The 25,141-nt window shown below is 62.8% G+C and carries 20 protein-coding genes and 1 pseudogene; 3 read left to right on the top strand and 18 right to left on the bottom strand.

What is annotated here, in order from left to right; genetic code table 11:
* Positions 1 to 185 precede the first annotated feature (185 nt).
* Positions 186 to 1,073, top strand: a pseudogene (locus NYQ88_RS17910) (transposase); the annotation flags it as partial.
* A 426-nt stretch (positions 1,074 to 1,499) separates the two neighbouring features.
* Here the strand turns inward: NYQ88_RS17910 and NYQ88_RS17905 are convergent.
* The 3 genes from NYQ88_RS17905 to NYQ88_RS17895 form a co-directional block, all read right to left on the bottom strand.
* Positions 1,500 to 1,847: a cytochrome c gene (locus tag NYQ88_RS17905; RefSeq protein ID WP_193731056.1), complete on the bottom strand. Its 348-nt coding sequence runs from the start codon at positions 1,845 to 1,847 to the stop codon at positions 1,500 to 1,502.
* On the bottom strand, positions 1,844 to 2,599 hold the full coding sequence (locus NYQ88_RS17900; protein ID WP_275652451.1) for an SDR family oxidoreductase: 756 nt from the start codon (positions 2,597 to 2,599) through the stop codon (positions 1,844 to 1,846). Before NYQ88_RS17900 ends, NYQ88_RS17905 begins: the two co-directional genes overlap by 4 nt.
* Positions 2,600 to 2,749: 150 nt before the next feature.
* Positions 2,750 to 4,624: a heavy metal translocating P-type ATPase gene (locus tag NYQ88_RS17895; RefSeq protein WP_275652450.1), complete on the bottom strand. Its 1,875-nt coding sequence runs from the start codon at positions 4,622 to 4,624 to the stop codon at positions 2,750 to 2,752.
* A gap of 387 nt (positions 4,625 to 5,011) precedes the next feature.
* On the opposite strand from NYQ88_RS17895, the gene NYQ88_RS17890 reads away from it, so the two are divergent.
* Positions 5,012 to 5,458 carry a DUF6641 family protein gene (locus NYQ88_RS17890; RefSeq protein WP_275652449.1) on the top strand — a complete coding sequence of 149 codons (447 nt, stop codon included), beginning with the start codon at positions 5,012 to 5,014 and terminating at the stop codon, positions 5,456 to 5,458.
* Positions 5,459 to 5,493: 35 nt separating this feature from the next.
* A complete protein-coding gene (locus NYQ88_RS17885; RefSeq protein ID WP_275652448.1) occupies positions 5,494 to 6,237 on the top strand; it encodes a MarR family winged helix-turn-helix transcriptional regulator in 744 nt (247 codons plus the stop codon).
* Between the two features lie 79 nt (positions 6,238 to 6,316).
* Here NYQ88_RS17885 and NYQ88_RS17880 read toward each other — a convergent pair whose 3' ends face one another.
* From NYQ88_RS17880 to NYQ88_RS17810, 15 genes are all read right to left on the bottom strand, one after another.
* Positions 6,317 to 7,171, bottom strand: coding sequence for a transporter substrate-binding domain-containing protein (locus NYQ88_RS17880; RefSeq protein WP_275652447.1), 855 nt, complete (start codon positions 7,169 to 7,171; stop codon positions 6,317 to 6,319).
* The gene (locus NYQ88_RS17875; protein ID WP_275652446.1) at positions 7,171 to 7,983 is read right to left on the bottom strand and encodes an ABC transporter permease; all 813 of its coding nucleotides are present in this window, start codon (positions 7,981 to 7,983) and stop codon (positions 7,171 to 7,173) included. The genes NYQ88_RS17880 and NYQ88_RS17875 overlap by 1 nt, the downstream gene beginning before the upstream one ends.
* A 10-nt stretch (positions 7,984 to 7,993) precedes the next feature.
* On the bottom strand, positions 7,994 to 8,806 hold the full coding sequence (locus NYQ88_RS17870; protein WP_275652445.1) for an ABC transporter ATP-binding protein: 813 nt from the start codon (positions 8,804 to 8,806) through the stop codon (positions 7,994 to 7,996).
* A gap of 41 nt (positions 8,807 to 8,847) precedes the next feature.
* Positions 8,848 to 9,879, bottom strand: a complete 1,032-nt coding sequence (locus NYQ88_RS17865; protein ID WP_275652444.1) for an ABC transporter substrate-binding protein — start codon at positions 9,877 to 9,879, stop codon at positions 8,848 to 8,850.
* Between the two features lie 16 nt (positions 9,880 to 9,895).
* Positions 9,896 to 10,678, bottom strand: a complete 783-nt coding sequence (locus NYQ88_RS17860; protein ID WP_275652443.1) for an ABC transporter permease — start codon at positions 10,676 to 10,678, stop codon at positions 9,896 to 9,898.
* A gap of 1 nt (position 10,679) precedes the next feature.
* Positions 10,680 to 11,642, bottom strand: coding sequence for an ABC transporter ATP-binding protein (locus NYQ88_RS17855; RefSeq protein WP_275652442.1), 963 nt, complete (start codon positions 11,640 to 11,642; stop codon positions 10,680 to 10,682).
* Positions 11,639 to 12,514 carry a DUF58 domain-containing protein gene (locus tag NYQ88_RS17850; protein ID WP_275652441.1) on the bottom strand — a complete coding sequence of 292 codons (876 nt, stop codon included), beginning with the start codon at positions 12,512 to 12,514 and terminating at the stop codon, positions 11,639 to 11,641. Before NYQ88_RS17850 ends, NYQ88_RS17855 begins: the two co-directional genes overlap by 4 nt.
* Before the next feature lies 1 nt (position 12,515).
* Positions 12,516 to 13,526 carry a MoxR family ATPase gene (locus NYQ88_RS17845; protein WP_275652440.1) on the bottom strand — a complete coding sequence of 337 codons (1,011 nt, stop codon included), beginning with the start codon at positions 13,524 to 13,526 and terminating at the stop codon, positions 12,516 to 12,518.
* Complete coding sequence (locus tag NYQ88_RS17840) at positions 13,523 to 17,704, bottom strand: VWA domain-containing protein (RefSeq protein WP_275652439.1); 4,182 nt, start codon at positions 17,702 to 17,704, stop codon at positions 13,523 to 13,525. Before NYQ88_RS17840 ends, NYQ88_RS17845 begins: the two co-directional genes overlap by 4 nt.
* Entirely contained in the window at positions 17,701 to 19,080 is a 1,380-nt protein-coding gene (locus tag NYQ88_RS17835; protein WP_275652438.1) for a hypothetical protein, read from the bottom strand. The genes NYQ88_RS17840 and NYQ88_RS17835 overlap by 4 nt, the downstream gene beginning before the upstream one ends.
* Positions 19,077 to 19,691 carry a hypothetical protein gene (locus NYQ88_RS17830; RefSeq protein WP_275652437.1) on the bottom strand — a complete coding sequence of 205 codons (615 nt, stop codon included), beginning with the start codon at positions 19,689 to 19,691 and terminating at the stop codon, positions 19,077 to 19,079. The genes NYQ88_RS17835 and NYQ88_RS17830 overlap by 4 nt, the downstream gene beginning before the upstream one ends.
* 77 nt (positions 19,692 to 19,768) lie before the next feature.
* On the bottom strand, positions 19,769 to 20,605 hold the full coding sequence (locus tag NYQ88_RS17825; protein WP_275652436.1) for a transporter substrate-binding domain-containing protein: 837 nt from the start codon (positions 20,603 to 20,605) through the stop codon (positions 19,769 to 19,771).
* A gap of 73 nt (positions 20,606 to 20,678) precedes the next feature.
* A complete protein-coding gene (locus NYQ88_RS17820; RefSeq protein WP_275652435.1) occupies positions 20,679 to 22,448 on the bottom strand; it encodes a PQQ-binding-like beta-propeller repeat protein in 1,770 nt (589 codons plus the stop codon).
* A 125-nt stretch (positions 22,449 to 22,573) separates the two neighbouring features.
* A complete protein-coding gene (locus tag NYQ88_RS17815; protein ID WP_275652434.1) occupies positions 22,574 to 24,301 on the bottom strand; it encodes a PQQ-binding-like beta-propeller repeat protein in 1,728 nt (575 codons plus the stop codon).
* Between the two features lie 249 nt (positions 24,302 to 24,550).
* Complete coding sequence (locus tag NYQ88_RS17810) at positions 24,551 to 24,946, bottom strand: cytochrome c (RefSeq protein ID WP_275652433.1); 396 nt, start codon at positions 24,944 to 24,946, stop codon at positions 24,551 to 24,553.
* Positions 24,947 to 25,141 lie beyond the last annotated feature (195 nt).

Raw genomic sequence — 25,141 nt, 5'->3', positions numbered from 1 at the left:
TCGGCACAGCCACTGCTTCGCTCAACTGACCCTGTAGGCTCCGCTGCGCAGCCCGCCGGCACGCCGAACAATGAAGTGCCCGCAGCTCCTTTGCCGGGAATATTCTGATGAGGCAACGGCAACACCATTCGGGAGCATCACCAAATGAGGCAATACGAGTCTCACCCTGTTTGACGCGCAGCAAGATCGCCCACATCGCCTTCCACAACAAGACCGTGGTCTACAATCTGCTGTTCAAGGCGGCATCCGAGACCATGCTGACGATAGCGGCCGACCCCAAACATCTGGGTGCCCGCATCGGCATCACCGCCGTGCTCCATACCTGGGGTTCGGCCATGACCCACCATCCGCACATCCACATGATCGTACCCGGTGGCGGCATCACACCGGATGGCCGATGGATCTCGTCGCGACCGGCCTTCCTGCTGCCGGTCCGCGTGCTAGGGGCCCTGTTCCGCCGTCTGTTCCTGACCCGGCTGCTCGAGCTGCACAATGCCGGCCGGCTCGCCTTCTTCGGCAAAGTTGCAGGCCTCAGCGACCGCCGTGCCTTCCTGCGTCACCTTGCACCGGTCCGCAAGAAGCGCTGGGTGGTCTATGCCAAGGCGCCCTTTGCCGGACCGGAGGCAGTGCTCGCCTATCTCTCGCGCTATACCCATCGAGTGGCGATCTCCAACAGCCGCCTCATCGCATTCGACCAGACCGGCGTGACCTTCCACTACAAGGATTATCGCCGTACCGGCGCCGATCGGCAGCAGGTTATGACCCTCGTTGCCGACGAGTTCATCCGCCGCTTCCTGGTCCACGTACTGCCGCGCGGCTTCCACCGCATCCGGCACTACGGCATGCTCGCCGGCTCATCCCGCAAGGGCTGTCTCGCGCATGCCCGTGAACTGCTTGAGGTAGCGCCAGCACCGGAAGAACCCGCATGCGAAGAGCCTGCAGACCCAGGTCCATCATGCCCCTGCTGTGGCGGCACCATGGTGATCATCGAGACCTTCGCGCCCTGGCGCCAACCGCGGGCACCGCCTGCAGCACCAGCATCAAACCGGGAGAACGCCCATGACCCGGCATGATCCAATATCGGCCCAGACTGCGATGCCAGCGTCGCGGCCTGCTGGAGATCTTGCGCCGCTCAATGGCCGGGCCGCCATGGCACCCGCTATGGGCCACATCTACCGCCGCAAGTGCCCCTGCATCGGCCCCTTCATCGACCCGTTCGCCCCAGCCGCATCGCCTCCCGCACTCGCTCAGCGCTGTTCCCAAGCCGGCCAAATCCAGAATTACCCATAGCGCTGAGCCTGCGGATCGCGGGTTCGGTCATCCCAGACTTTCGGGCGCCTATCGGCAGCCGAAACTCTTCAGGTTTCCAGACAGTCAGCTTCTGGACCAGCCGATCTGAAAGTTGACATGCTCTAGCTGGCGAGCGCAATGGCGGGTCAACAGGATCGCAACTGTTGGACGTAGCGCCATCTCTCATCAGGACGTGCCCCCCACTGGCCTCAAGGCTCCAATGTCTTGAGGTAAGCAACGATAGCTGCAGCCTGGTCAGGGTCAAACTCGAACTGCGGCATTTCGGGATGGGCTGTAACGATCCCTTCGACAAGCGCTTCGCTCAGGAACTCCACGTCGTAGCGCAGATGAAGGTCACGAAACCGTGGCGCGATATTCAGGGGGCTTTCGCCATTGGTTCCGATCGCATGACAATCGGCACAGTACATCGTCACCAACGCCCGGCCGTCTTCAACTCGATCGAATGCCTGTGCGACGACGCAACCGGCAAAGAACAGCCAAAGCGGGACAAAAACACGCAGTGCGGTGTCGGTAGTCGCACGTCCTCTATCGGTCATGCCGCGCTCCAGCCCATATCCACCGGCAGCACCGCGCCATTGAGGTGACGGGCCTCGTCGGAGGCGAGAAACAGAACGGCATTGGCGATGTCGGCCGGTTCAAGCATACCCGGATTGCTGGCCTGATAAGCACCCAATCGCCCGAGCCCAGCCTGGTCGAGCGCGTGCCCCTCGACGCTATCCATGATGTTGGTGCTGACGCCGCCCACTGCCAGCGCATTGCAGCGCAGTCCAAGCTTAGCATATTGAAACGCTGTACTCTTGGTCAGGCCGATAAGCGCGTGCTTGGAGGCGGTATAAGCCGCGCCCGCTGCGCCGCCACCTGTAGCGGCCACGGATGCGATATTGACGATTGAGCCGCCTCCCAGTTCCAGCATCAGCGGAACCGCTCGTCGCATGGCATACATAGGCCCGTCGACATTGATCGCCATGCAGCGGCGCCATGTCGCGTTGTCGACGTCGGCAACGGACTGGAACAGGTCCATCACGCCGGCATTGTTGACCAGAATGTCGATGCGCCCAAATTCGGCTGCTGCACGATCGATCATCGCAACGCAGTCTGCCTCCTTGGACACATCACCCGTCATGCCAATGATGGCGCCTCCGATGTCGCTCACTGCCGCCGCGATGGCGTCGGCATGCCAGTCTAGGGCAACAACCTTTGCCCCTTCCGCCACGAACCGGCGGGCAATGGCCAAACCGATGCCTGAGCCAGCTCCCGTGACGACCGCAACCTTGTCCTGTATACGCATGACCACCTCCGTTTAGGCCTCAGTCTACGCCTGTTCAACCGTCACGCGTTGATCGAGATCAACCGACCTCCGCGCTATCCGGCGCTAACCCCGAAGATCCGACACATGCTGTGGACTTCAGGATGCGAAAAGCGGCTCATCACTATCCTCCTAGGACGCGGTAGCAATATCTGGCGTGGGAAGCGCATGTGGTTTGATCCGCAACGCTCGCAGGGCATTGAGAATGACGGCGACGTCTATGGCCTCCTGCAGCAGCGCCCCCTGGACTGGCGTCAGGTAGCCAAGCGCCGCAGCGATCATGCCTGCGACCGACAGGCCGATGCCGACAGCAACGCTCTGCAGCGCAATCCGCCGCGCGCCTTGCGCTATTTCGATCCCGGGCAGCAGGCGATCGAGGTGATCGACCAGCAGGACGACATCGGCTGCCTCTGCAGAGGCGGCAGCGCCACGCGCGCCCATCGCCACCCCGACATCCGCCGCGGCCAGCGCCGGCGCATCATTGACGCCGTCACCCACCATCATCACAGGAGCATGGCCTTCCCTTTCGGTCAGGATCAGCTGCACTTTCTGGTCAGGCGTCATCTGGGCGTGGACTGCATCGAGGTTCAATCCAGCCGTGATGGCGTCGGCCACAGCGCGCCGATCGCCGGTCGCCAGCATGATCCGGGATATGCCCAAGCGCCGTAGGCCTGCCAGCAGCCCTTGCGTTCCCGAGCGCAATGCATCGGCCATAGTGATGTGTCCGGCGAGCTTTCCGTCAATTGCCACTGCGACAAGAGCGGCGCCAGCATCGAGAATGCGGCTTTCGGGTACGGCGCTGCCAATGCGATGCGCGACAAAGCTTGCGCCGCCAACCACAACCTTGCGGCCATCAACCGTACCCTCAAGGCCTTCTCCCGGGACCTCCACAACCTCCCCGGGAATGCGCAGGACGCTTCCGCGCTCGCGCGCCGATGTCACGATGGCTTGCGCCATCGGATGTTTGGACGCCTGTTCAAGCGAAGCGGCCAGGAACAGCAGTTCTTCCTCGCGCACGCTCTCAATCGTATCGATCGAAACGATCTGGGGGCGTCCATCCGTCAGGGTGCCGGTCTTGTCCAATACCAGCGTCCGGATGCTGGCGAGCGCTTCAAGCGGCCTGGCGCCCTTGATCAGCGCGCCAAACTGCGCTGCCCGCGACAGCCCTGCCACAAGCGCCACCGGAACAGCCAAGATCAACGGGCAAGGTGTTGCGACCACAAGGACCGCCACGGCGCGTATGGGGTCGCCGGTGAACCACCACGCCAGCGTTGCAAGGATCACGGTGATGAGCAGGAACAGCAGGGAATAGCGGTCGGCGAGTCTAGCCATCGGCGCCTTTGATGCCTGGGCCGCCTCGACCAGCCGCACGATCCCGGCATAAGTGCTTTCCGAGGCGCGTCGCGTAACCCGAAGATCGAACGCCTCGCCTGCATTGGTCGAGCCGCTCATCACATTCTGGCCACGGCCAAGCCGCACCGGCATCGACTCGCCTGTCAGTGCTGACTGATCCAACATCGCCGTGCTGCTTTCAACAGCACCATCCACGGCCGCCACGTCGCCCTGTCGGATCAGGAGCAGATCGCTCGGCTCGATAGCGTCGAGCGGCACCTCTTCGAGCTTGCCGTCTCGGTGCCGGGTGGCGGTCCGTGGCACGCGGGACAGCAGCTGGCTCATTTCGCGACGGGCTCTGCCTTCCGCAAAGCTCTCGAGGAACGTGCCGCCTGAATACATCAGGGCAACGACGGCCGCCGCCAGCGTCTCACCAAAAAACAAGGCGGCCGACATTGAAAGTGCGGCCACGATATCCAAGCCCACTTCGCCCTTGGCAAGACTGCGGACGATTTCGACAAGAAGGGCTGCGAGGACAGGAACGACGCCAACGAACCACGCAATCCTGGCAAGCTCGTTGTTGCTGGCCCACATCAGACCCAAGCCTGAAACCAGCCCTGACAGGGCTACGACCAGCAGGGCAACATTCAGGCGGCTTCGCAGTGACGGGGGCATCAGGCGTGTCATTCCGGGTTCGAGTCAGGTCAGGCTTTGCAAGCACTATTCCTATCACGTTCACGCAGCGCCAGCTCGGGAAAGCAGTATCGGTGATATGAGGCACTCAGCCGCGCAAGAGGCTCGCACTGCCCCCAATGACCGCCGCCAAACGACGAAGTGTGCCTCAACTGAATGTCAGCTCTCGGGCGTACATCAGTCATCGTTGATGACCGATATGGGGTCGAAAGCGACCGCCACAATCGGCTCCTTCGGTCTATGCGTTCGATCGTTCAATAGAGAAGCGGTCACTCGTAGCAGAAACCAGATGACCGCAAGGATTGTGGTCGCTCTTTTGGCTGACGGCTGTAGTCGGGAATGGAGATCAACCATCCCGGAGACCACCACATGAGCATCCTGAAGACCCTGAAGTTGACCACTGCACAGCCAGTTCGCGCCAGCAATGATCCCGTTGAGCGCGCCCGTAACAAGGTGATCGCGGCGCTGGCAGAACAGAAGGCGATGGCCGAGGCCAAGATCGCTGGGCAGCATTATGCTCCGACCCACGTGGTTTGGCGCAAGAACGAGGATGGGGTTCGAGTTGCGGTTGAAACCCCGAAACGTCTGCGCGCTGGCTGGTTCGTGGATGCCAGCGGTCAAACCTTCTTCGGTATTCGCTATGCGGGCAAGCCCATCGAATTCGCCAAGGACAAGAACGCCATCGCCGTTGGTGAGCTTTCGGCGTTGCCTGCGATCCTCGACACCCTGACCGAAGCTGTGCGCACGGGTGAACTCGACACCCAGCTTGCGGCAGCAGCAGCCGAACGCGGGCTTATGCTGCGCAAGGCCAGCTAATCCCGACCATCGTGAAATACCTCCGAGTGCCGGGAATGGCAGTGATGCTGTTCCCGGCATTTCTGTCTTTGTTTGTTCCTGTCCATGCCGACGACCAACAGGACCAACGCGGTTGCGCCAATCTTCGAATTACTGTGCTGCAATTGGTCGGGGATTGGTCCAAGGAACTGCTGTTCGCTGGCCGGGACATGAGCAGCGTTGGTTGGCTCGATGCCAACGAGGCGAACTCGGCCTTCAAGGACTTACAGCTTGCGGTGATGTGTTTCGACCATGCCTATGAAGCCGTGCCCAAGACCCACTATCTACAGGCGGGTCAGTTCTCAATGACAACCCGGGGGTCAGATCCAAACGACAATCAACAGCGTCCCGGCTTCCTGATCCGTCGGGCCCATCAGCTCTCGACGGCCCGGTTCATCGAAGCCTGCAAGCCCTACGATATGACCACGACGCAGTTCGGCATGATGTTCGTTCTGAACGCGCGCCCCAATATCGATCAGGTCAATCTGGCAAGGCTCGCCTTCTTCGATCGGTCCACCAATTCAATGGTTGTCGACATGCTGGCCAACCGGGGCTGGATCGAGCGGAGGATCGATCCCCAGGATCGGCGGCGGCGACTGCTCAGCCTGACAGGACTGGGTACCGAGGTGCTCGACGCCGTTACACCCGCCACGGAAGACGTACGGCACGCCTTGCTTGCCGGTCTTGAGCAGTCGGAACAGGATTTCCTGATGCGCTGCCTCGACCTCATCAATTCCGCATTGGGCGACGCGAACTTCTAGTTCTGCCGATAATCCGGCGCGCTGACAGGCTCAGGAAAGAGTCTGTCAGGCGCTCAGAGAAAGGCAGTGGCGACGTCGCTCAGCCGCAGGACGCGCCGTTCGGGGAACAGAGGAAGACGCTGTCTAGGCCATAGCGCTCGGCGATCGTTTCGATTGTCCCGTCCGCCCACATCTGGTCCAGCACCGAGGAAACCTTGCGCTGGAGTGTGACGTCACCCTTCCAGAAGCCGAGGCCGAGGGAAAACTGCTCCAGCGGCTCGCCGAGCAGGGTGACATTGAGGTCGTTGTCGTCGGCCATGGACGCGGCAAGCAACCCCTCGGTCACGCCGCCAGCGATGGTGCCACGCTCAAGATCCGAACGCAGCGCATTGGCCGTGTTGACGATTTTCGGGCTGATCCCGGATTGGCGCAGATACTGGCCAAGGCCGATGCGATCAAGACCCGTCAGGCCAGCATAAAATCCGATCTGCCCGTCGATATCGGCGAGCGCTGCATCTGACCGACTGATCAGCGCCCAGCCGGTCTGCAGATGCGGCCGCGTCGTATCGAGGAACGACTGCGTCGTCGCACTCATCACGATGCCTCCTGCCAGCATCTGGCACTGGGCGCGGTTGATGCGCCAGTTGCGCGGGTTGAAGTCGCGGCCCATGGCGGCATTAGTGACGATGTTGAGCCGCCAGCCGAGACGATCGGCGATCTCGTTGACCAGTTCCACCTCAAAGCCTGGGGCTTCGGCATTGCCCGTCACCAGTGGCGGATAATTGGACGGCATGCAGACGCTCAGCCGACCAGTAGCGTCGACCTCGGCGCTCGAGGTGTCGGGCGGCAGGAAGCCGAGGCTGATCAGCAGCGCGAAACACGCGGCAAGCGGCGCGAAATCAAACAGCCAGTGGCGTTTCCGGTCTGCGGGGCGGGAGGCAGCGTCGCGGGCCATCAGATCTTCCTGAATTCCCACATGGCGAGCGCGAAGAGGCTCGCCGCCATTGCGCCGACCACGGTAAAGCCCAGCGTAGGATCGAATTGGTTGAACCCGATGAGGATGCCGCGCATGGCGTCGACCGCATAAGTCATCGGATTGTGCTCGACGATGACCACCAGCCATTCCGGATAGGTGACGAGGGTCTGGGCGCGGGTCAGTGCCGGATCGAGCGGAAACACCGAGCTGGCAGTGAAGTAGAGCGGCAGGATGACCGCGTTGGAGAACACGCCAAAACCCTCAAAGCCACGCACATAATTGGCGATGATGATGCCGAAGGCCGTCAGCCCGAAGGCCATGGTGAACATGAGGGCAAGGGCCTTGAGGATCGTCTCTATGGTCAACCCGATCCCGACGAAATGAGCCACGGCCAGCACCATGCAGCCATGGATCACCGCCGTGGTCGCGCCGCCCAGCACCTTGCCGAGCAGGACAAGATTGCGGGAGATCGGGGCCACCATCACCTCGCGCATGAAGCCGAACTCACGGTCCCAGATCAGCGAGACCGCCGACTGCACGGAGGTATAGAGGATGTTGAGGACGACGACCGCGGGGAAGATGAACTGGATATAGGTGTAGGGCACGACGAAACGCACTTCGCCATACACCTCGCCGCGGAAATAAGGGTTGAGCCCGATGCCGAGGATGAGCACCCACAGCAGCGGCCGGCTGACGCCGCCGATGAGCTGCCCCTTGTCGCGGAGCGAGCGTTTCACCTCGCGCAACCAGATCGCGTAGACACCGCCCAACTGCCCCAGAACGCTACCCATCTGGTTCTTCCTATTCACTGAGATTGCGACCGTAGAATTCCGAAGCCGGGTCACTCAGGACCAGGTCGCGGATACGGTTCCAAAGGTAATTGCGCATGTCGATGAAGCGCCCGTCCGAACGCATCTGCGCGGAATGGCGCGGACGCGGCAGATCGACTTCAAGCGTTTCCAGAACCTTGCCGGCGCCCATGATCACCACGCGGTCGGCCAGCACCAGCGCTTCGTCGACGCTGTGGGTCACGAACATCACCGTGGGCATGCGCTGGCGCCAGATGGCCAGAAGCTCGCCTTGCATCAGCTCGCGCGTCTGCGCGTCAAGGCTGGCAAAAGGCTCGTCCATGAGCAAGACGCGCGGTTCGCTGGCGAGGGCGCGGGCGAGGGCCACGCGCTGCTTCATGCCGCCCGAAAGCTGCGACGGCCAGGATTTGGCCGAGCGGGACAGGCCTACGAGATCGAGATAGTGCAGCGCGCGTTCGGCACGCTCGGCCTTCGACAGCGGCAGGCTCTCGAGGGCAAATTCAACATTTTCCTGGACACTGGCCCAGGGAATGAGGCGAAACGCCTGGAACACAAACCCCATGTCAGGGCCGGGACGCGGCGTCTTGCCGTCGATAAGGACCGAGCCCGCGTCGGGCTCGATCAGGCCATTGGTCAATCGCAAGAGTGTCGTCTTCCCGCAACCGGAGGGACCGATCAGGGCGACGAACTTTTGCTCGGCAATGTCCAGCGACACTCCACCCACCCCCGTGCTGACGGTGCCGTCGGGGCGTGCGAAGCGCTTTTCGACCTTGTCGAAGCTGAGCAGGGGCTTTGGCCCCTGCATGTTCGTTTGGCCCCGAGGCGTGTCGGGGGAAGACGTGTCACTCATCGATCAGCAGGGTCCATGCCGTCTTCGGTACCGATATCCGCCAGCACGGCGTCGACAGGAGCAAAATCCACCCACTGGTTGAGCGGCAGCTTTTCCTGGCCTTCGAAATCGGGGGTGTCATAGAGCCAGTCGGCGGTGAAGTTCAGTTCCTCGGCGCTCATGCCGCCGTTGACACTCCAGCTGCCTACGAAAGCCTTGGAGAGCAGTTCCAGCGTCTCGAGCTCGACGTCCGGGCGCGCCTTGGCCATAGCGTCGACCCACTTCTGCGGATCGGCAGCAAATTCGCGCGACAGCTTGGTCAGAGCGCGGATCACGGCCTCGACGTCTTCGGCGCGGTTTGCGAGCACATCGCCGGAGACTGCGTTGACCTTGTTCACCACCGGCGCGCCTTCATAATAGGCGTCCTGGTCAACGAGGACATGCAGACCCTCGGTGTCGGGCAGTTCGCTCCAGACGCCGATGGAGATCGTCGTCGCGTCGATCTGGCCGGCGAGCAGCGCCTGGCCGCGCACGTCGGGCTGGCCGATGGCGATGACTTCGGAATCGTCGAGCGAAAGGCCAAGGCTCGAGAGCACCTTGCTCGAGAGCGAGTGGTCAAGGCTGCCGACGCGACCAACGCCAAAGCTGCGACCCTTGAGGTCCGCCGCCGTCGCGATGTCTTCCTTGGAAGCGATGAGGAAGGGCAGGGATTTGTTGGGCGAGGTCACGGCGCGGAAGTCGGTCGCGCCATTGTGGATGACCTGCAGCAGCGCATCGACGCCGATGTTGGCCATTTCGCCTTCGCCAGACTGCAACGCGGCAATCGCCGACGGGGTCTGCTGCACGCGGACCAGCTCGACGTTGACGCCCTCTGCCTCGAAGTAGCCGAGCTCGACAGCCAGATCCATGACCGAATTGGGCACCAGCGGGGCCTCAAGATGGGTCACGATCAGCCGGAACGGCTCATCGGACTGGGCCAGGCTGGCGCCGGTCATCAGGGTCATCACGGCGATGCCGCCGCCGAGCGAAGTCAAAAGTGATTTCAACATAGCAGTCTCCTCTAAACTAGCGCCGCCATCTTGCGAGGCGCAATTCGACGAACCGCAGCGTCTCGGTGACAACAACACCGATGGCCGCGAGGGATAGAACGATGACGAAATATTCCGCCATTCGGAACGTATTGCCGTAAATTGCGAGAAGCCCGCCGAGGCCGCCGACGGCTGTATAGAGCTCTGCCACCACGGTATTGATGAGCCCGATCGTGGCGCCCAGCCGCAGGCCGGTAATCACATAGGGCACGGCTCCCGGCAGCACGATGCGGGTAAAGATGCGCAGGCGCCCGGCACCCACCGAACGTCCCATTTCGATGAGCTCGGGATCGGCCTGTCGAACACCGGCATAGGTGTTGAGCAGGATGGGCATGACCGCGCCCAGGAAGACGATGAACACCTTCGCCTGCAGCCCCAGCCCCAGCAGCACGATGATCAGCGGGATGAACGCGACGCGCGGCGTGGCAGAGAGGGCATAGACGAAAATTTCGATGGTCCGGCCAAAGAGGCCAAACGCGCCCATGAGCACGCCCAGCGGAATGGCCACGGCGATGGCAAGGCCAAAGCCGGAGAGATAGATGGTCAGGGACTCCAGTAGTCCCTTCTGCAGGCGGCCCTGTTCCAGCAGTTCACCGGCAGCAGCAAGCGTCGCCATGGGCGAGGGGATGAGATTACGTGCCACATTGATGGAGGCAATCCACCACAGCACGATCAGCAGGGCGAGAAAACCCAGCCGCGTCAGCGCAATGAGCCAGGTCGGCTCCGTACCATCCCGCGCTTTGAGTGCGAAGCCCGCCATCTTAGCCGCGTCCCCGCTTTTTGGCCGGCGTGGCGCGCGCCTCGCGCAAGTCGCGGCCGGTCAGCGTCAGGAACACACTCTCAAGGCTGGGCTGGTCAACCGTGACATGCCGGAGCTGGTTGCCGAATTCCTCGAGCAGGGCATCGACGGTGATGTCGTTCGAGCGGATCACCAACTGGCCGTCTGCCGCCTGCACGGTGCCGGGGAAACGCTCCATCAGGGCCGCATGCGCCTGCGGCGTGCGCGGGCTGACGCGCAGCAGCGGCGCAGCATGTGCCTGCTTGAGCGCCTCGGGCGTGCCATGCGCAAGGATTTTGCCATGGTCGATGATGCAGATGCTGTCGCAGGCGTCCACTTCTTCGATGTAGTGGGTTGTCACGATGACCGTGAGGTCCTCGCTGGCGCGAAGCGTCTCGAGATAGGACCAGATCTTGGCGCGCGACTGGGCGTCGAGGCCCACCGTCGGCTCGTCGAGGAAGAGGATGCGCGGGCGATGCATCAGGCCGCGGGCGATCTCGAGACGGCGGCGCATGCCCGCGGACAGCGTCTTCACAAGCGCATCGCGCCAGTCGGTCAGTTCCACCAGCGCCAGCATCTCGTCGATGCGTTTGCGCCGGTCGGCGCGGCTCATCTGGTAGACGAGGCCATGGAAATCGAGATTTTCCTCGACCGACAGGCGAGTGTCTAGCGTGGCCTCCTGGAAGACGACGCCAAGCTGATGCCGCACTTTGAGCGGGTTCTTGGCCACGTCTATCCCGGACACTTCTGCCCGGCCGCTATCCGGCTTCTGGATGGTGCAGAGGATGTCGATGAGCGTGGTCTTGCCCGCGCCGTTCGGGCCAAGCAGGGCGAACATCTGCCCCTGCGGCACCGACAGCGACACTCCGTCGAGGGCCAGAACGCGGCCGAAACGCTTGGAAACACTATCGACCAGAATTGCCGGCGGATTGGCGATGTCACTCATGACAGAACTCCCTTGGCGCGAAGGGTATGGGTGAAAAGCTGGTCAAGATCATCCTGGGTGGAAACCGTGAGGAAATGCCAGTGCTTGGCAGTGAACAGTCCGTGCAGTTCATCCTGCCGCGCAGCGAACAGGGACCGGTACTGGTCGAGCAATTGGGCATCAATGGACAGTTCAATCTCCTGGCCGGTTTCAACATCCTCAAGGGTCACGATACCCTGATCCATGCTCGAAGGGTCAATTTCATTCGGGCCGAGGACCTGTATGGCGACCACTTCCTGATCGCGCGCACGCAGCATGTTGAGCGCAGGTCCCACATCATCGTCCCACCAGTCGCTGACCGCGATGACGAGGCCGCGCGGCGGCAGATGCTGGGGCAGGGCGCGCAGCATGTCGATGAAGCCGCCCTCTTCGCCCGCCGTGCGCTTGTCGATCCAGTCAAACATATAGTCTGCCCGGGCCGCGCCATGCCAGCGCGGCGACAGCAGGGTCTTGTGGTCGGCGGTGACTGCGAGCTGCACGCGATCACCACTGGCAAGGGCGATGAAGCCGAACAATTGCGCGATCAGCTTGGCGCGCTCGAATTTCCCGTTGTCTCCAGACGCCATCGAGGCCGAGAGATCGAGCGCGATGGTCACCGGCAACTGCTGGCTGCGGGCATATTCGCGCACCACGAACTCGCCGGTACGGGCGTAGAGATAAGGGTCGAGATTGCGGGTGTCGTCGCCGGCCTGATAGGGGCGAAAGTCGAGAAACTCCATGCCCGCGCCCTTTTGCCGGGACAGCCGCTCGCCCATGCCGACGGATGGCTGCGCGGAAGCGGGCAGCATCCTCGATCTGGACAGGCGCTCGAGCAAAGGGGCGGGCGGTCGCATCTCAGAGCTTTCCGACGGTCTGTTCGAAGACGCGCAGCAGCAGCGCATCAATATCGACGTTTGCCGCGCGACCCTCGAAGTTGAGCTGGACGCGGTGGCGCATCACCGGCAGCAGCACGGCGCGAAGGTCGGCCACGGACACATGGTTGCGCCCGGACAAAAGCGCGTGGGCCTTGCCGGCAACGGTCAGGGCCTGTGCGCCGCGCGGGCTGACGCCGAAGCGGACATATTTCGCCACATCCTTGTCGGCCGATGCGCCCTTGGGCTGGGTCGCAATGCAGAAGCGGGCAATCGCCTGCTGCAGGGTGAGCGCCGTGGGAACTGTGCGGGTGTGCCGCTGAAGCGTCAGCAGTTCCTCGGGCGTGATTGCCTGCGCGACGACGGCTTGTTCAGCGCCGGTAGTGGCCGTCAGAATGCGCGTCAGCACATCCTCGTTCGGATAGGCCACGTCGATGCGGAACAGGAACCGGTCAATCTGTGCCTCTGGAAGGGTATAGGTGCCTTCCATTTCGATCGGGTTCTGCGTCGCCAGCACGAAGAAAGGCTTGGGCAGGTCCATCGTGGTGCCGGCGGCCGAGATCGTGCCTTCCTGCATGGCTTCGAGCAGCGCCGACTGGGTCCGGGGCGTTGCGCGGTTGATTTCGTCGGCCAGCAACAGCTGCGAGAAGATCGGTCCCTTGCGGAACTCAAGATGCGCGCGTCCATCGGCATTGGGCACCAGCACCGATGCGCCGGTGATGTCGGCCGGCATGAGGTCAGGTGTAAACTGCACGCGGGCAAAGCTCAGTCCGGCAACGGTCGCCAGCGTACGCACCAGCAGCGTCTTGCCAACGCCCGGGGGGCCTTCGAGCAGCACGTGCCCGCCGGCCATCAGTGCGATCAGCATGAGGTCTACGACGCTCTCCTGACCCACGACGGCACTGCCAATGGCTGTGCGCGCTGCCTTCAGCGTCTCCCTCAACCGGTCGAGGTCGGCAATTGCAGCGTCAAGCTGCGGCTGTGATGCTGTCATCGGATAGTTCCTTCTGGGCGCAGGCCATTGGGGGCGCTGACCGAGGCTGTCGCAGGTCGGCGGGATGAGAAGCCGCGATAGCGGAGTGTCAATTCGAGGAGGAAGAGCGCAAAAGCGATGAGGCACCACACCGGCCAGTTGCGCTCCCAGGCGAATTCGACGCGCGAAGCCAGAGCGGACGCGGCGTCGGCTGAGATTTCCCCGCCACCGGTTGCGGCCGCCAGGGCAGCAGCGCCACCAACGCGGGAGAAGTCATAAAGCGGGCTATACGAGTGATAGTGAACGGCCCGCAGCGCAGCCTCGTCCTCAGCGTCCCCGAGCGCGATCTCATAGCGTCCGGTTGCGCCGAGCATCATGCGACCTTCATAGTGGCCGGGCTTTGCTTCGGCGAGGGTGATCGCGGTGGTGCCGCCATCCGGATGGGTGATCGTCGCGGTAAGGACCTGTCCGCCAAGCGGCAGCCCGTCGTCATCCAGCGCGCTCACGCCAAGGGTCAGATAGTCCCCGTTGCTTGCGAGGTCGAGCGTTTCGCCAGGACGCGGGGTGATCGGCTGGAACTGGGTCAGGATGTCCTTCCAGAGCGCGCCATACTCGGGCAATCGCTGCCAGGCCTCACCCCATGTCCCTGTCGCATCCGTGGCGAGGGCCAGCACCTGACCATTGCCATAGCGCCAGGAGGCGAGGATCGGCATGTCGCGTTCCTTGCTGTCGAGCGCCGTGACGAAGAGCTGGGCGTCGTCCTTTGCCGTCGTTCCGACAAAGCCGAAAAGCGGCGGCAGCTGGCGGGGCAGGGCGGAGAGGTAGTTGGCAGCCGGTCGGGTCCAGACGGGCTGGGTCGTGCCCTCCTCGACCGGAGAACTCAACAGCATGGCCTCCTGAGACAGGATCGACGGCAAGGCGGCAAAATCCGACGAGACATGTGCCGCACCGCCGCCGAGCGCCGCGATCTCCCGTGCCGCCGCAGAGTCCGCGCCCTGGCCGATGGCGACGGCCGATACGGTTGCGCCAAGCTCCCGCAGTTCCCCGACCACCTGCGTATAGTCCGTCGGCTGGCTGAGCCCGTCCGTCATCACGACGACATGCTTTGCCTGCGCGTCAATGGTGCGCAGCAGTTCAATCGCTTCCTTGAGGCCCGGCAGAATGTCGGTGCCGCCGCCGGGATCGAACCCGCTCAGCGACGCTTCCACGGCTCCGGGTGCGTCGGCGAGACGGGTCATCGGAAGCACGGTGCGTGCCTCCGCGTCAAACACGATGATGCCGACCCGGCTCTGCGGATTGAGCAACTCGGTCGCCGACACGGTCGCCATCTTGGCAACGTCGAGACGGTTGGCCTGCCCAACGGCCTGTTGCATCGAGCCGGACCGGTCGAGCACGAAAACCATGGCCACTTCAGGCGCGTCCTGGGGGACGCGGCTCGACAGCGGCGAGAGGGCTTCGAGTGGCGTGCCGAAATAGCCGCCGGGACCAAAGCTGTTGGCGCCGCCCAGCATGACAAGGCCCATGCCGTGTTCGGCGACCAGTTGCTCGATCAGCACCTGCTGGGACGTCGTCAGCGAGAGCGCCGGCGTATTGAGCAGGACGATGCCGCCGTAGCCCAGCCAGTCTTCCGCGTAAAACGGCAACTTGCCCGGCGTCAGCAGGCTGGCTTCCAGCCCCTGGTCCGACAGAAGCTGGGTGAAAGCCTCGCCATGCACGGGATCGGCGGCGACCACGGCAATGGGGCGCGCCGGGGAGGCGCTGACGATGCGGCCGGCCACATTGTTCTGCGGATAGGCGTCATCATGGACAACGCGCAGCTCAATGAGGGCTTCCGCGTTCTCGAGGCCCGGCAACACAGTCTCGATCCGATTGCTACCGGCTGTCAGCGCCTGATCCTGGCTGGCAATGACCTCGCCATCGACAAGCAGTTCGATCTCGACGGATCGCTCTGCCGTGCTCTCGACCAATGCCGTGAGGGTAAGGGGTTCACCCGGCAGAATGAGATGCGGCATGTCGAGGCGCTGGACATAGACTTCATCCGCGCCCGGCGTCACGAGAGGCAGATGGTGCACCATCGTCCGTCCGCCCGCTGCCGTGCGTTCCAGCCCAACATCGCGCTGGGCATCGCCCGATAGAACGACATGTGCCTGCCGATCCGGCGGGATCATCGCCGCAGCGAGATCATAGCTGACGCCAAGGTAGGGTATCCGTGCGGCACCAGTCGCGGATCCAATCCCGTCCGCACCCGCAAGCACGCTGGTCCCTGGGCCAATCGCGATACTGTTGCTGTCACGGCCCAGGGCGATCCCGTCGTCCGCCGAGATGGCCGCCAGCCCATTGCTGTTCTGGTACCACGGCAGGGGCAGGTTGAGCGCCGCAGCGATGAGCAGTGCGAGCGTCGCCACGCGCAACAGCGAAATCTGCGGCAGGCGGCCCTTGCGCCGGGCGGTAATGATGGCTTCCACGGCCAGGACCGCAAGCGCCAGACCAATCAGCCAGGGCGCAAGACCATAGGGCAGCTTTGGATAGGGCTGGGCCTCGGCTTCAGCTGTTTCGTCGTCGTTGTGCGGTGCGTTGACGGCGATCAGCCTTGCGTCTGCGCCCGATCCGATCTGGAACAGTCCGGCGCGCAGCGGAACATAGGCTCCGTCCGGGACGACCTCTGCGCCTGCATCAGCAGTGTCGAGACTTTTGAGCGGCTGGCCGATCAGGCGCGCGTCGATCTCGCACGGGCGCCCCGCCAAGCAATTCGGTGCCAGAGGTCCACCGGGCTGAACCCCCATCCAATCGATGAGATTGGAGACAAAGACCGGGAATGCATAGAGCTCCGGCCAGTTCGAGGCCGCCGGGTCAAACCCGAGGCGCACCTTGCGCCCATGCTCGGTGGTCGCCGCTGTCATCAGCGCGACGCCGTTTGCCGCGAGAAGCACGACATCGTCGGGTGCGGTGGTAAGGCCCGAGCCCGCGCTTATGGTCAGGGAAGACCAGTCAATGTCCCGCGTCATCGGATGGTCGCTGACCCAGAAATCGGGATCGACATCTGCGAGCGCAGGACCATCGGCTTCGATGCTGACAACATTGCCCCGGAGTGCGGAGGTGTCGCGTGCGCCGTCGACAACGATCAGGCCATAATCGCTGCCATCACCAGCGGAGGCAGTGTCACGAAAGATCTGGGTGCCACCAACGGCGTTGAGCGCCTTGAGCAGGAGCTGATCGCGCTCCCCGATATAGAGGACATCAAGGGTCTGCGGCGCTGCGTCGGCGATAAACCGCAGCGGTTCCTGGGTCGCCTCGGTGCCGAGCGAAACGGTGACGATACCAGGTCCCGGGAACTCGAGCGGCACAGAGATTTTTGCACGACCCGACGTGCCGAGCTTGATCTCGCGCTTGGCCCAGTCGAGCGGGGTGCGTTCGGCGGCGGTCGCATAGTGGACAAAGAGCGTTTCGGTGGTGGCTGCATCGCCAATCGCTTCGCCCTCGAGTGTCCAGAGGTTCTTGTCCGCATCGGTGAGCGTGAGATTTGCGATGACCTTTGGGCCCGCCGGAGCGGCAGCTAGGGAGCGGTAGGCAAAGGTGAGCTCCGGCCAGTTTTCGGCCAGCGGCTCCATTTGGCCACGCGAGCCGATCGTCAGGACCTCGGTGCTCTCCTTGCTCCCGAGCGTTGCCTCGATCAGGCGCGTCGTTTCGGCCCAGTCCGTTGCCCCATCCGTCGGCTTCAGGTCGGTCAGCGCATGGTGCAGCCGCTCATCCTGCCAGGACCAGCGGGCGGCGATATAATGGGGGAGCGGTCCGCCTGTGATGACCGTAAGGGTCTTTGGCGTCGGCCCGCCACGACCGGTGAAATCGGCCGTCATTTCTGCTAGTGCGTCGGCAAGTTGGAGCGTCTGCGCGTCAGCATTGCCTCTGGTCGCGCTGGTGTCGACAACCACCACGAGGTGATCGGTAACATCCTGGCGACCCCAGAAGGGCGCGGTCAGGGCGGCGGCGAGCAGCGCAACGGCGATCAGCTGCAACACCAGCGCCAGCGTAATGGGCGGCACCAACCGTGCTTTGCGTTTAAAGCCGGCGTTGTTGCGCAATTGCTGCCAGATGGCGAGGCTGGGCACGACCTGCCGATATTCACGTCGGCTGTGCAGGAACCAGACATATCCGGCCGCGAGGACCAGAAGTCCGAAAAGCGGTGCCGCAAAACCCATCATTGTGCGGTCCGTTCAAAGTAGCGCGCGGCGATACTGCGCGCGGAGACAGGGATAAATTCGCGGTCGACCGGCTCGGTGGAACCCGTCCCGCTCTGTCCGCCAATGCTGTTGGCTTGCCCGGCGACATTGGTCACATTGGCATCCGGCACGATCTCGATGCGAATGCGCGCGCCATCCGGCTGCGGCTCGGCACTGATCAACATGTCTTCGGTTGGCTCAAAGCCGAGGCGAGCAAACTCATCATCTGCGCGGAAATCTTCTTCACCAAGGCCCGCTGCGTGGGAAACGCCGCGGCCGGAGTCGAGTGCCGCCCCAACCGGGGTGGCGCCGATGGCCTTGATTTCCTCTTCCGTCATCGCCTGCGGGCTCTGCCCAAGGGTCAGGCCTTCAAGATTCCCCGACGCTTCGGGGTCGACCGCGGTCAGCCCAGTCTCATCGCTTCCTTCACCGGCCTCTGGCGCGGTGCTGAACTCTCCTGGAGGCGAGGAAAAGCGCTCTTCCGGCGGCACGTAATAGGGGTCGACGGCCAGTTCCAGCGGTGGTTGCGCGCCAGGAGCGTCGGCCGGATCCATTTCGGCGAGGGCTTCGTCCAATTCGAGCAGTCGTGATCCCTCGGTCGAACCGAGCCAGCTGGGTGCATCTTCACCATAGCTGGCGGCAGCCTGGTCGAGGAGATCGTTGACCTCGCGCGCCAGTCGCTCATCGAGCGGGGCGCCGGCGGCTTCCGCGACCTTGTCGGCGAGCGTCTGTGCAATCGCTTCAAGCAGGGGGTTCTCGCGAAGCTCGGCATCCGTCGCCAGCATTTCGGTGACGCTTTCGATCGTCTCGAGCGCGGCCGCGTCCTGCTCGCCGGCCAAAGTTTCAGCGGTCATCGGCTGAGGCATTTGCCGGACATAGATTGTGGCGACAGCCAGCAGGGCCAGCAGCACGAGGCCCACCCAGAACCCCTTTGTAAAAACAGGGACGACCCGGGTCTCGGGGAGCCCGCCGAGACGCGCTTCAACCGAGCGGATGAATTTGGCGACCACAGGCGTATCAACGGGCGCTGAGGCACGAGCCAGCTCGACGGCGGTCCCAAAACCCTCTTCGAGCCCGCCGGCCCGGTCCAGCCGGAAGGCTTCCGCCAGCGGCGTCGGGCGCAGGATCTCGGTCACCAATAGCGCACCGGCGATCGTCGCGCCGGCAACGGCCACGACTGGAATTGTGGGGTCGATGACGGTGCCCATGCGCGCAGCGATCTGCACGACGAGATAAGCGCCAAGCCCGGTGACCGCACCAGCGAGCACCGCGTGAACGACATTCCGAACGCGTCTTCGCCGGCTCACCACCCCCAGCGGGGCGAGGATCGAGGCGTAGGTGTCTCCAATACCCGTCACAAGGCACCAGTCATGAACAGCGTCGCCAGCCAGTTGAACGGCGTCAGCGGCAGGCTTTTGTGGAAGACGACGACCAGCGCGGTGATTGCGACGGTGACCCAGAAATGGCGCCTCACCAGCCAGCGGTGCGCCTCCGGCGACACGCCCTGCAGCACATATCCGCCAAGCAGCGGAGGCAACGGAACAAGGTTGATCGCGAGGGTCCAGGCTGCGATCTGCGGGATTTCGCGAATGGTCCAGTCGACGAAACCAGCGCTGCTCGCCGGCCAGTAGCTGGCTACGAGGGGCAGGAGCACGACGGTGAGCTTGCTCAGCATCAGTGTCACGAGGGCCGCTGCAAGCGCGGCGAGCGCCGAAGCCCACCGGCCACCGAGGCTTTCGGCGGTGTCGATGCGCAGCGGCTTGATCCAGCCAACGCGGCCGAACACGCTCGTGACGATGGCGAAGAGGTCGACATGAAGAATGGGATTTGGCTTCAGCTTGCCCTCATAGCCGACACCCTTGTCGCCGAGCAGGCGCGCGGCGCCGGCAAACGACAGGCCGAGAACACTCAGCACGAGGGTCGCAGCGATCAGGCGCGACAGGACCTGTGGAAAAGTTAGATCGAACACGCCAAAACCTTTCCTGCCCGGAAGCTCCCGGCAGCTGGACTAAAGCGCGGCTGGACTGAGATCGGACGACCCATGGCTCATTCCCCGGGGAGTTCGAACTCGGTCAGCAGACCGGAAAATTCCTCGCCCGCGCGCAACTGGCTGATCGCGCTATCTAGCATCTCGCGCAGATAGGTCTGGTTGGACGGCAGGGCGATGGCAAAGGGCTGGGGCTCGACGCTGAAGGGCGGCGCGACGATCTGGATATCGCCCGCGCCGGGCTCGGTCTGCGCGGCGATGGAGACGGCCGGCTCCCAGACCACAGCTGCCAGCAGGTCGCCGGCCGCGAGCGCGCGGATCAGGCTGACGTTGGATGCATAGACCCGGCGCTTGAGCTTGTTGGCCGAGCTTCTGGCATAGGCGCGCACCTGCATGTCCGACAGCGTGCCGACGCGGCTGCCAAACTCGGAGCCTTCCGGCAATTGGTCGAGGGCAGGCGGGGCGTCCTTGGAGAACGCCAGCATGAAGCGCGGTGTGTAATAGGGCGACGTCGTGGTCAGCCAGTCATAGGTCAGGTCCATGAACGGCATGGGAAAGCCCAGAACGGCGTCGCAATTCTCGCTGATCTGGATGAACAGATCTTCTTCGCCAATGGCCAGGTCATAGCCCCATGGGGCAGGCTCGATGGCGTATTTGAGCTCGTAGAACTCGGCCGGGACCAGCAGGATGTCGGCCAAAGTCTGGCCCAGGGCACGATCGAACTCGGCCAGAGAACTGACGGGATTGATACAGAAGCGGATGTTTCCACCCGCATAGACCGCGGTGTTCACCATGTTGTCGGGAACGACACGTCGGAATTGGGCAGAAGAGGGGAGGACAGATCCGAGAAGAGCCACTGAAAGGATCAGGGTACCGGTTAGGCTGCGTGCGAACATGTTTTCCTCCAAAGAGGGAAGCGGCCCTTGGGCCACCTCCCGATCAAGCCTTCAACAGGCGCGTATCAGCAGATTACTTCTGCGGAAGGGCGAAGACGACCACTGCGTTGCCGCCTGTGACCACTTCGCGGGGGCTAAGCGCCACGAAGGGGGCAATGTCGAGCCAGGAACCAACCTGGACGGCAATGTACTGACGGCCATCGACTTCGTAGGAAATCGGCACGCCACCGACCGAAGACGGAACGATCGCTTCAAACAGCACGTCGCCATTGTCCTGGTCGAAGGCGCGGAAGCGACGGTTGGTGTCGCCACCGAACAGCAGGCCACCCTGGGTGGACAGCAGCGAGGTGGTGAAGTCTTCCTGGTCGAGGCTCCAGAGCTCTTCGCCCGTTTCAACGCTGATGGCGCTGATGGTGCCGATATTGGTGACGCCCGGTGCCATGACCGGAGGCGACAGACGGATATCGTTCGGCAGGGTCACGGACTGCATGCAGTTGTTGGACAACGGCGTGTAGATCGCATTGGTCAGCGGGCTGTAGGTGCTGGTGAACCAGCGACGGCCACCCGATGCAGACGGGCAGACCAGCATGGACTGACCGATTTCGGTCGGGATCATGTCATGCGGGATGGTCGCACGGCCGGTTGCGGTGTCGATGTCGGAGATAACGTTCTGGAAGACGGTCTCACGAGCCCAGAGGAACTCGCCGGTGCCAGCGTCCATCGAGTAGAAGATGCCGGTCTTGCCGGGGATACCGGTCACGACGCGACGCTCTTCACCCGGAGTGACGTTCGGGTTGATCCAGCGGACTTCATCGGCGTTCGGTGCGATCGCGGTGTTCACGAGAACGCGTTCGAACGGATGGTCGAGGTCCCAGTGGTCGCGCAGATGCTGCTGGAACCACTTGAGCTCACCGGTGTCGGCGTCGATGGCCAGGGTCGAGGTCTGGTACAGGAATTCCTGTGCATCCAGGTCTTCGACGCTGTCGAAGTTTGCGAAGTAGAACTTCGAGTACGGCGAGGTCACCGAAGTGCCGAAGTACACGAGGTTCAGCTCGGGATCGTAAGCGGGCGAAATCCAGCTGCCGACGTGGTGACGCAGGCTGTCGTCAACGCCGTTCCAGGTCTCGCTGCCAGCCATGTCGCCATGCGGAAGCGTGTGGAAGCGCCACATCTCTTCGCCGGTCTTCATGTCATGAGCGGTGAGGAAGCAGGTCTCGGGACCACCAACGGGGGTGTCACCGCTCGGCTGCTGGGCGCAGGAGCGACCGGAGATGGCCTTGCCGTTGACGATGATCGGGCCAGGCGTGGACCATGCCCAGCTGTCCTGGTCGCGGAGCTGGGTTTCCCAGACGAGCTGACCGGTCTTGGCGTCGAGGGCAACCAGGTAGTTGTCCTTGGAGCTGAAGACGATCAGATTGTCCCAGATAGCCATGTTGCGGGTTGCAACAATCATCGGGACATTGTTGGGAAGCTCGCGCTTGTATTCCCAGAGCAGGTCGCCATTGGTGGCGTCGAGGGCCTGGATGATGTCGCGCGGATGCGGCACGAACATCACGCCGTCATGAACCAGTGGCGTACCTTCCTGGTAGCCTTCGGTCATGCCGCGGGACCAGACAACCTGCAGGTCGCCAACGTTTTCTTTGGTGATCTGGTCAAGCGGGCTGAAGCCCTGGTTGTCCAGCGTGCGGCGGTAGCTGAGCCAGGCGCCGGGATCGGGGTTCTGGATCATTTCGTCGGTCACCGGAGACATGTTCTCCAGAAGGTCCGACTGCGCCGCGACTGGCAAAGAGGTCAGGACCAGCGCGGTCCCGATCAATAGTGCAGACAGGCCATTCATCTTCATCTGTTCATTCCTGGAAATCTCAGAATTGGGTAGTCCAGTGCCCCCGCGAACGTCCGACGCTCACGGCGCTCATTCAAAAAGGATGCGGCCCTTGGGCCGCATCCCTCGATCGTCAAGCCGGCAGATTACTTCTGCGGCAGGGCGTAGACGACGATGGCGTTGCCGCCCATCGGGATGTCACGCGGGATATTGTCGACATATGGCGTCATATCGAGCCACGAACCGACGGGGACAGCGACATACTGACGATCGCCGACTGCGTAGGTGATCGGAACGCCACCGACGGCGGACGGAACGATCGACTCGAACAGCACTTCGCCGTTGGTCTGGTCGTAAGCGCGGAAGCGACGGTTGGTGTCACCACCGAACAGCAGGCCACCCTGGGTCGCGAGCAGCGACGTGGTGAAGTCTTCCTGATCGAGGCTCCAGAGCTCTTCACCGGTCTCGACGCTGATGGCATTCAGACGGCCAACAACGCTGGTGCCCGGTGCGAGCACGTCTGGCGACAGACGGATGTCGTTCGGCAGGGTCACGGACTGCATGCAGAAGTTCGCCAGCGGCGAGTAGATCGCATTGGTCAGCGGGCTGTAGGCACTGGTGAACCAGCGCTTGCCACCGGCGTCAGACGGGCAAACGAGCAGCGACTGGCCGATTTCGGTCGGGATCATGTCGAGCGGATGCGATGCGCGGCCGGTTGCGGTGTCGATATCAGAGATAACGTTCTGATAGGTCGTCTCGCGAGCCCAGAGGAACTCACCGGTTGCAGCGTCGATCGAGTAGAAGATGCCGGTCTTGCCCGGGATACCGGTCACGACGCGACGCTCTTCACCAGGGGTGACGGCCGGGTTGATCCAACGCACTTCGTCAGCGTTCGGTGCAATCGCGGTGTCCACGAGGATACGCTCGAACGGATGGTCGAGATCCCAGTGGTCGCGGATGTGCTGCTGGTACCACTTGAGTTCGCCGGTGTCGGCGTCAAGGGCCAGGGTCGAGGTCTGGTACAGGAATTCCTGCTCATCCAGCTCTTCGATGCTGTCGAAGTTGGCGAAGTAGAACTTCGAGTACGGCGAGGTCACCGAGGTGCCGAAGTACACAAGGTTCAGCTCGGCGTCGTAGGACGGCGAGATCCAGCTGCCAACGTGGTGGCGCAGGCTGTCGTCAACGCCGTTCCAGCTTTCGCTGCCGGCCATGTCGCCATGCGGCAGGGTGTGGAAGCGCCACAGCTCTTCACCGGTCTTCATGTCGTGAGCGGTGAGGTAGCAGGTTTCCGGGCCACCAACTGGGGTGTCGCCGCTCGGCTGCTGAGCGCACGAACGACCGGAAATTGCCTTGCCGTTGACGATGATCGGACCAGGCGTGGACCACGCCCAGGTGTTTTCGTCACGCAGCTGCGTTTCCCAGGCCAGCTGGCCGGTCTTCGCATTGAGGGCAACCAGGTAGTTGTCCTTGGAGCTGAAGACGAGCAGGTCGTCCCAGATCGCAATGTTGCGGGTGGTGATGATCATCGGCGCGTTGGCCGGGACTTCACGCTTGTATTCCCAGAGCAGGTCACCGGTCGTCGCATCCAGAGCCTGGATGATGTCGCGCGGGTGGGGCAGGAACATCACGCCGTCATGGACGAGCGGAGCGGCTTCCTGGAAACCCTCGGTCATGCCGCGGGACCAGACAACCTGCAGGTCGGAGACGTTGTCCTTGTTGATCTGGTCAAGCGGGCTGAAGCCCTGGTTGTCCAGCGTACGGCGCCAGCTGAGCCAGGAACCTGCATCCGGGTTCTGAATCATTTCGTCGGTAACCGGAGACATGTTCTCCAGCAGATCCGACTGCGCCATCGCCGGCGCAGCCGTCAGGACCAAGCACGACCCCATAAACAGGGCCGCAAGTGACTTCATCCTCATAAGAACCTCCCTAGAGATGATGAAAATCTGTTGTCGGGCAAATTGGCATGCGCCATCGATGCGTTCGGATGCCCAATCCGAAAGCCCAAAACAACGCACGACTTCCCGAGCGCTCAGAAGAACGCCAGGCGAAACTCAATGTCTGGAAGTGGTAGGAGCTGGTGCGGCGCCGTCGTTGCGGGCCGTACCAGCTTTAGTCTTTAGATTTTAACGGTAGACAGCAATCTCTTCAGCCGTAACCGGGCCCAGGGTGTTGCCCCAGGAGTTACGGATGTAGGTGCCCAGAGCCGCGACTTCTTCGTCGGTCAGGAAATCGAACTTCGGCATGAATTCGCCGCCGTGGATGACCTGCGACGCGATCAGAACGACGTGCTTGAGGCTCTGGCTGCCGGCGAACTTGCGCTCGGCGTCACCGTTCTCGCCATGGCAGGCTGCGCAATTGTCGGCATACAGTGTGCCGCCAAGTTCCATCACTGCGGGATCGATCTCGGCAACAGCGGCGTCAGTCGATTCTGCGGCCTGGAAGGCCATGGTCGGAGTAACGGAAACTCCAGCAATAAAAAGGCTGGCCAAAGTGGCCACGGTTGCGAGCTTACGCTTCAAAACTCTTCTCCGAAAAATACGCACATTTCGCAATGTGAGGTGCAATGCCGCACCCTGTGCCAATCGGCCGCGGAATGTCAAGTGACGCATCAATGGCTTAGCTCGGCCGCAGCTTTTGGCGCCTTTTCGGGACTTGTGCCCAAACGATCCACTGCCTGCCCAAAAAATGCCCGGATATAGCCAATTTAAGGGCAG

It is taken from the genome of Devosia sp. SD17-2 (assembly GCF_029201565.1).
Taxonomy (GTDB): Bacteria; Pseudomonadota; Alphaproteobacteria; order Rhizobiales; family Devosiaceae; genus Devosia.
Note: the sequence above shows the minus strand (reverse complement) of the source record. Positions and strands in the feature narration are given on the sequence as shown.